At 76.1% G+C, this 7,212-nt stretch carries 7 protein-coding genes and 1 pseudogene; 4 read left to right on the top strand and 4 right to left on the bottom strand.

What is annotated here, in order from left to right; translation table 11 throughout:
* From F6X68_RS28495 to F6X68_RS28510, 4 genes are all read right to left on the bottom strand, one after another.
* Positions 1-1,036 (bottom strand): hypothetical protein (locus F6X68_RS28495; protein ID WP_151457148.1); only part of this gene is annotated, 1,036 nt, incomplete at its 3' end.
* A complete protein-coding gene (locus tag F6X68_RS28500) occupies positions 1,033-1,749 on the bottom strand; it encodes a thioredoxin domain-containing protein (RefSeq protein ID WP_151457149.1) in 717 nt (238 codons plus the stop codon). The genes F6X68_RS28495 and F6X68_RS28500, both read right to left, overlap by 4 nt.
* On the bottom strand, positions 1,742-2,266 hold the full coding sequence (locus F6X68_RS28505) for a MauE/DoxX family redox-associated membrane protein (protein WP_151457150.1): 525 nt from the start codon (positions 2,264-2,266) through the stop codon (positions 1,742-1,744). The genes F6X68_RS28500 and F6X68_RS28505 overlap by 8 nt, the downstream gene beginning before the upstream one ends.
* A 31-nt stretch (positions 2,267-2,297) precedes the next feature.
* A complete protein-coding gene (locus tag F6X68_RS28510; RefSeq protein WP_151457151.1) occupies positions 2,298-2,888 on the bottom strand; it encodes a sigma-70 family RNA polymerase sigma factor in 591 nt (196 codons plus the stop codon).
* A 107-nt stretch (positions 2,889-2,995) separates the two neighbouring features.
* Here F6X68_RS28510 and F6X68_RS28515 point away from each other — a divergent pair, with 107 nt between their 5' ends.
* From F6X68_RS28515 to F6X68_RS34470, 4 genes and pseudogenes are all read left to right on the top strand, one after another.
* Complete coding sequence (locus F6X68_RS28515; RefSeq protein ID WP_151457152.1) at positions 2,996-3,640, top strand: zf-HC2 domain-containing protein; 645 nt, start codon at positions 2,996-2,998, stop codon at positions 3,638-3,640.
* An 84-nt stretch (positions 3,641-3,724) separates the two neighbouring features.
* Positions 3,725-5,389, top strand: coding sequence for a copper resistance CopC/CopD family protein (locus tag F6X68_RS28520; RefSeq protein ID WP_192581573.1), 1,665 nt, complete (start codon positions 3,725-3,727; stop codon positions 5,387-5,389).
* Positions 5,390-5,405: 16 nt separating this feature from the next.
* A complete protein-coding gene (locus F6X68_RS28525; RefSeq protein WP_151457154.1) occupies positions 5,406-6,143 on the top strand; it encodes a YcnI family protein in 738 nt (245 codons plus the stop codon).
* A gap of 669 nt (positions 6,144-6,812) precedes the next feature.
* Positions 6,813-7,212: pseudogene (locus F6X68_RS34470) on the top strand (hypothetical protein); the annotation flags it as partial.

The following is a 7,212-nucleotide window of genomic DNA, read 5'->3' on the forward strand; positions in this document are numbered from 1 at the left end:
GGCGGAGGGCGCCGGCTGCCGTGGCGCCCGCGCCGGCGACGAGGATCAGGGCGACCAGGATCCGGGCCGTCGTCGCCGGCCAGGGCACGGGGGCGACGGCGCGGGCGAAGACGGCGGCGTTGGCCACCCCGGCGAAGAGCGCCAGGCAGGCCCCGGCCAGCGCCAGCGCGAAGTCGGCGGCCGGCCGGCGGGCCAGCGCGAAGACGCCCGCGGCGACGGCGCCGAGCCCGGTCAGCAGCGCCCAGACCTGCCCGCCGAGCAGGCCGGTCAGCACCCCGCCCACGCCCCGCGCACCGGCGTCCACCTCCCGGCCCACGGTGAACACCACCGCGGCCACCCCGCCGACGACCAGCAGCCCGCCGAGCCCGGCGAGCGCCCGCGCGCCCGGCCCGGAGCGGGCCGGCAACAGCCCGAGAGCCCCCACGGCCAGCAGCCCGACCGTGGCGACCACCCACCAGACGTACGCGTCCGGCGGCGGCACCCAGTCGAGGGTGCCGCGGATCTCCCCCGTCCCGGTGTCGGTGCGCAGCGGCACCGTCCAGTCCCGCACCCGGTGCTCCCGGTCCGGGGCGGCGCGCACCTGCGGCGGCGGTGCCGACTCCCGCCAGAGTGCCCGCTGGTCGTGCCAGCGCGCCGTGGCGGAGTCGTCGACGCGTCGCCAGTCCGGTGCGGCGGCGGGGTTCGCCTCGGCGGGCAGCCGCGTGTCCCCGGCGATGGTCCGGTTCAGGTACGTCGCGGGAGAGCGGACGTTCTCGTACACGCCGTCGGGGCCGACCCGCAGGTAGGGCTCGCCGGAGTAGCCGAGCACCTCGACGGCGCGGTCGCCGGTGTTGGTCAGCTCCAGCCGCGCGCCCGCCTCGATCACCCGTACGCTCAGTCCGGGGCGGGCCGGGGCGACGGCGGTCACCTCGGTGCGGTAGTCGGTGCCGTCGGGCGCGTCCGCGCCGTGCGCGGCGGCCGGGGCGGCGAACGCGGCCGTCGCCGTCAGCGTGCCGGCGAGCACCAGGCCGGCGCGGGTCACCAGGTCGCGGATCACCTGCCGGCCGCCTCCACCGCCGACTTGATCCCCTCCGGGCTGCGGTCGGCGATCTGCTCGCCGTCGACCAGGATCGTCGGGGTGCTGGTGATGTTGGCCTTGCTGGCCTCCTGCGTCACGTGCTCGGTCCACGGCTTGAAGGTGCCCGCCCGCAGGCAGGAGGCGAAGCCGTCCCGGTCGATGCCGGTGCCCGCCGCGATGTCGGCCAGCTCACCGTCGCTGAGCCCCGCGCCGCCCTCCGGCGGCTGCCGGTCGAACAGCGCCTTGGCGTACTCCCGGTAGCGGCCGCCCTCCGCCGCGCAGCCGGAGGCGGCCGAGGAGCGGGTCGAGTACTGGGTGCTGGAGAAGCGGTTCAGGTACGCGACCGGGTGGTAGACGACACGCACCTTGCCCTCGCTGATGAGCTGGTCGATGGTCGGGCCGCTGGCCTGCTCGAACTGCTTGCAGGCCGGGCAGAGGAAGTCCTCGTAGATGTCGATGGTGACCGGGCCCGAGCCGGCGACGACCCCGGTGCCGTCCTCGGTCGAGCCGGTCGGCGCGGTGAAGTCGTCGGAGCGCTGGCTGGAGTAGACGCTCCAGCCGATCAGGCCGGCGACGACCAGGACGGCCACGGCGGCCACGGAGACCCAGAGTGTCCGCTTGCGCCGCCGCTCCCGGGCCAGCTGCTCGCGGACCATCCGGGCGGAGCCCTTCTGCCCCTTGCGACTACTCATCCTCGTCCTCCACGGATGCGTCCCCCGCCAGCCAGCCGTCCACCGAGACGGGGGTGCGGGGCCAGATCAGCAGGAACCCGGCCAGCGCCAGGAATCCCAGGTCCCGGAGGATCTCCGGGAGGTAGCTCGGGGTCTGGCCCTCGGCGAGCTCCCCGCCGGCGCCGAAGCAGCCGCAGTCGATGGCGAGGCCCCGGCTCCAGGCCGAGACGATGCCGACGATGAAGACCACCAGCAGCGCCGCGGACACCCCGGCGGAGAGCCGGGTGGCCAGGCCGAGGAGCAGCAGCAGGCCCAGCGCCAGCTCGACGAAGGGCAGCGCCGCGCCGATCACCGTGGCGAGGTCGTACGGCATGACCTGGTACGCGTTGACGGCGCGGCCGGAGGCGGCCAGGTCACCGACCTTGCTGCCGCCGGCGACGAGCCACACGGCGGCCAGGCCCAGCCGGACGGCGACGCCGAGCCAGGGGCGGACGGCGGGCCAGCGGGCGACCCGGGTGTGCGGTGCGGTCACGATCATTGGTCGTCCCGTCCCCGGCGGAAGTTCCCGGTCATCCGGCGAGGGCGTCGCCGACCGCCTCGACGAGGTCGTTGCGGGCCCGGGCCACCCGCGAGCGGATGGTGCCCACGGGCACCCCCTCCACGGCGGCGGCCTCGGCGTACGACAGGCCGAGCAGTTGGGTGAGCACGAACGCCGCGCGGCGCTCCGCGGGCAGCCGGCGGACCAGGTCGGCGGCGCCGAGCTGGCCGGCGGGGTCCGGGTGCGGCCGGTCGGTCCAGGCGTCGGCGGCGAGCCGCTCGCCGAGCCGGCGGCGACGCACGACCGTGCGCAGGTGGTCGGCGCAGGCCCGGCGGGCGATGCCCAGCAGCCAGGTGCGCGCGCTGGAGCGACCCTCGAATGCCGGCAGCGCCCGGAACGCCCGCAGGTAGGTGTCCTGGGTCAGGTCGTCGGCGCTGTCCGGATCGACAAGCGCGGCGGTGAAGCGCCACACCTCGGCCTGGGTCAGCCGGACGAAGGCGGCCTGGGCGACGGGGTCCCCGTCACGGGCGGCCAGCGCCCACTCGGTCGCCGACTCCCGCGCAGCGACGCCCGCGTCACCGGTCGGACTGGCGGCGGAGGTATCGCGCGGGGCGGGGATCACGACAGTCCAGGTTACGCGGCGGGGCCGGGCCGGGGAGGGTCCTTCGACCCTTCCATGGCCTGCGCCACCCTGGGAACTAAACCGGTGCGTCGCACGACTATCCCCACATGACATGCGACGACGTACGCGCGGCGTTGTCGGCGCGGCTGGACGGCGAGGACCCGCTGGCGGCGCCGGCGGTGCTGGACGCGCACGCGGAGAGCTGCCCCGGCTGCCGGGCCTGGCTGACCCACGCCGAGCAGGTCACCCGGCTGGTCCGGGTGCAGGCCGTGGCGGTGCCCGACCTGACCGCGTCGGTGCTGGCGGCGGTCGCCGCCGATTCGCTGGCGGCCGGACGCACCCGGGCGGCGGCCAGGGCGGCCCGCCGTCAGGTGCTGCGGGTGGCGGTCGCGGTGGCCGCGGTCGCCCAACTGGCGATCGCCCTGCCCGTCCTGCTGGCCGGGCTGGGCGTGACCGTCGATCCGCACACCAGCCGCGAGATGGCCTCCTTCGACGTGGCGCTGGCCGTCGGCTTCGCGCTGGCCGCGTGGCGACCCGAGCGCGCCCGGGCGTTCGTGCCGGTGGCGCTGGTGCTGGCGGTCTGCCTGGCCGGCACCAGCGCGGTGGACATCGCCAACTCGACGACCGCGCTGGTGCACGAGGTCGGGCACCTGGCCGCCGTGGTGCAGGCGGGGCTGCTGTGGGCGCTGGGACGGGTCAGCGACGAGCCGGACCGCCGGCCGTCGACCGCACTCCTGGCCCGTCATGGCTGACGCCGCCCCGGGCGGGCCGGCCCGGCCGGTACCGGCGGCGCGGGGCATGGTCGGAGTCGCGCCGGGCCGGTCGGGTTCGAGAGCATTGCCGGCATGAGTGTCGCCAACCGCCGCCCGATCGCCCGGCTGCTCGCCGTCGCCGGCCTGCTGGTCACCGTCGTCGCCCTGCTGATCGCCCCCGCCGGCCCCGCCAGCGCCCACGCGGTGCTGGTGAGCAGCAGCCCCATCGCCTCGGCCGTGGTGTCGAACGCGCCGGCGGAGGTCGTACTCACGTTCAGCGAGTCCGTCCGCAAGGTGTCCGGCAAGATCCGGGTGATCGCACCGGACGGCTCCCGCGCCGACCGCGGCGAACCGACCTTCGAGGGCACCGTGGTCACCGTACCGGTCGACCCCGCCGGGGCGCGCGGCACCTACCTGGTCAGCTACCGGGTCATCTCCTCCGACAGCCACCCCGTCTCGGGCGCGTTCACCTACTCCGTCGGCGCGCCCTCGACGCCCCCGGTCGACAGCGGGGACGACAGCCGGGCCGACCCGGTCGTCGGCAACGCGGTCAAGGTCGCCAAGTACGCCGGCTACGCCGGCCTGCTGCTGCTCGTCGGACCGACGCTGGTGCTCGCCGCCCTCTGGCCCCGGCGGCTGCCCCGGCGCGGACCGGCCCGCCTGGCCTGGGCCGGTCTCGGCCTGCTGGCGGTCTCCACGGTGGCGAACCTCCTGCTCCAGGTGCCCTACACCGCCGGCGGCGGCGTGTTCGACGTCACCGGCGAGGGGCTGAGCGACGTGCTGGGCAGCTCCTTCGGCGCCGCGCACCTGGTCCGGCTGGGCCTGTTGGCCGCGGCGGCGTTCCTGCTCCGACCCCTGATGGCGGGGCCGGTCGAGCGGAGCGATCTGGTCATCCTCGGCGTACTCGGGGCGGCGGCGCTGGTGACCTGGCCGCTGGCCGGGCACCCGGCGGCCTCGCCCGCCCCGGCGGTCTCCGTGGTCGTCGACGCCGTCCACCTGGGCGGCATGGCGGTCTGGATGGGCGGGCTGGTGATGCTCGCCGTCTTCCTGCTGACCCGGGCCGACGAGCGGGAGCTGGGCGCGATCCTGCCGATCTGGTCGCGCTGGGCGGCGCTGGCCGTCTCGGCGCTGCTGCTCGCCGGCACCGTCCAGGCGCTGATCGAGGTGGCCACCCCCCGCGCGCTTGTCGACACCACCTACGGCCGGCTGGTGCTGGGCAAGATCGGGCTCTTCGCGCTGGTGATCGCGGTGGCCGCGTACTCCCGGCAGCTGGTGCGCCGGCGCACCGCGGCCGGCCGGCCGACGTCGATGCGGCGGGCGGTCTGGGCGGAGTTGGCGATCACGGCGGTGGTCCTCGGCCTGTCCGCCGTCCTGGTGCAGACCACCCCGGCCCGCACCGCCGGCGCCGACGTGGCCGGTGCGCCGGGCCGCTTCTTCTCCACGACGCTGTCCAGCCCGAACTACGACCTCCAGATCGAGCTGGACCCGGCCGAGCGGGGCAACAACACCGTGCACTTCTACGCGTACACGAAGGACAACCGGCCCCAGCCGGTGGTGGAGTGGCGGGCCACGGTCGCCCTGCCGGCGGCGGGGATCGAAGCGATCCAGGTCCCGCTGCTGCCGCTGACCGACAACCACGCCACCGGCGAGATCAACTTCCCGGCTGCGGGGGAGTGGCAGTTGCGCATCACGGCCCGCACCTCGGACATCGACCAGGCCACGGTGACCACCACCGTGCCGATCAGGTAACAGGAAGGCTCGCACCATGATCCGTCACCGGCGTACCGCAAGCGCCGCCGCCGCCCTGGCGCTCGGCGCCGTCGCCACCGCCGTCCTCGGCTTCGCGGCGCCCGCCTCGGCCCATGTCACGGTCAACCCGCAGGAGGCCACCCAGGGCGGCTACAGCCGGTTCGCCTTCCGGGTGCCGAACGAGAGCGACACGGCCTCCACCACGAAGCTGGAGGTCGTGCTGCCGGAGAACGCGCCCATCGGTTCCGTGTCGACCATGCCGGTGCCCGGCTGGACGGTGGCGGTGGAGAAGCGCAAGGTGGACCCGCCGGTCGAGGTGCACGGCAGCCAGCTCAGCGAGGTCGTTTCCAAGCTCACCTGGACGGCCACCGGGAGCGCGGCGGTCAAGCCCGGCCAGTTCCAGGAGTTCCCGGTGTCGATGGGGCCGCTGCCGCAGGTCGAGACGATGGTCTTCAAGACCTTGCAGACCTACTCCGACGGCAACGTGCAGCGGTGGATCGAGGAGCCGCTCCCCGGCGGCGAGGAGCCGGAGAACCCCGCCCCGGTGCTCACCCTCACGGCGGCCTCGCCGTCGACCGCCCCCACCGGCGCCGCCGCGCCGCAGGCCGCCGGCGACGACGACGATGACGACGCCGGGAGCGACGACGTGGCCACCGGGCTCGCGGTCGCCGGCCTGGTCGCCGGCGTGGGTGGCCTGCTGCTGGGCGGGCTCGCGTTCTCGCGTACGCGGCGGACGCCGACGTCGCAGGAGTGACCCGTCGTACCACTCGCAGGCCCGTCGGATCATCCGGCGGGCCGGCTGCTTTCCCGGCCCCGTGCCGTGGATATCCGCTGCTGGCTCGCCCCACGTCGGTAAGGTCGGCCGGGTATCCGGCTACGGAGGGGGACGAGGCGAATGCGGATCGTGCGGGTGCTCGCCGCCATGCTGCTGCTGACGGTCGGGATCACGGCGCTGCTCGCCGGTGGGGCGCTCACGCTGCTCGCCCGGCAGGCCGACCCGGGTGGCGCCTTCAGCGCCCGGTTCGAGACCGTGCAGACCCCGGGTCACGCGATGGTCGTCCGGGACGTGGACGAGCTGCTGCGGGCCGAGGCGCCGTTCACCCGCGCCGGGCAGGCCCGGCTCCGGCTGGACGCGCGGACGCCCGACGGCCCGGCCTTCGTCGGGCTGGCGCCCGCCGACGAGGTGCGGCGTTGGCTCGACCCGGTGCCGCATGCCGAGGTGCGCCGGGTGGCGCTGGCCCGGGGGCCGCTGCCGGTCCGGTTGCAGCCCGCCGGTCCCGCGCCGTCCGCCGGTCCCACGCCGTCGGTCGCGCCGATCGGCCAGCCCTTCTGGGTACGCGAGGGGATCGGCGCGCTGGAGTGGACCCCGGCGGAACTGGCCGACCGGCGGCTGAGCCTGGTGGTGATGCGTCCCGACGGGCGGGCCGACCTGAGCCTGGAACTGCGCGCGGGGCTGCGCGCCGGCTGGACCGCCCCGGCGACTGCCGGACTGCTGGCCGGCGGGGTGCTGGCGGTGGCGCTGGCCCTGCTCCTGCTGCGCCCGGTGCGGCCCCGCGAGGTGGTCTTCGTGGTCGAGCCGGACCAGGTGCCGGTGCTCGCCGGCCGCCTCGGGGTGACCTCGCTCGCCGGCCTCGGCGCGCAGCCGACCCGGGACAGCGACCGGTCGCGCGTCGCCGGGCGTCAGCTCGCCTCGGTCGGCGCCGCTCCCACGGGATCCCGGCCGGCGATCGGGCCGGTGCCCGCCCGCCGCCCCGCGACGCTCGCCGACCTCGCGGGAGGCGACCCGGCGCTCCGGCCGCCCGAGGTGAACCTCACCCTGGCCT

The sequence above is a fragment of the Micromonospora sp. AMSO12t genome (assembly GCF_008806585.1).
Taxonomy (GTDB): Bacteria; Actinomycetota; Actinomycetes; order Mycobacteriales; family Micromonosporaceae; genus Micromonospora; species Micromonospora reichwaldensis.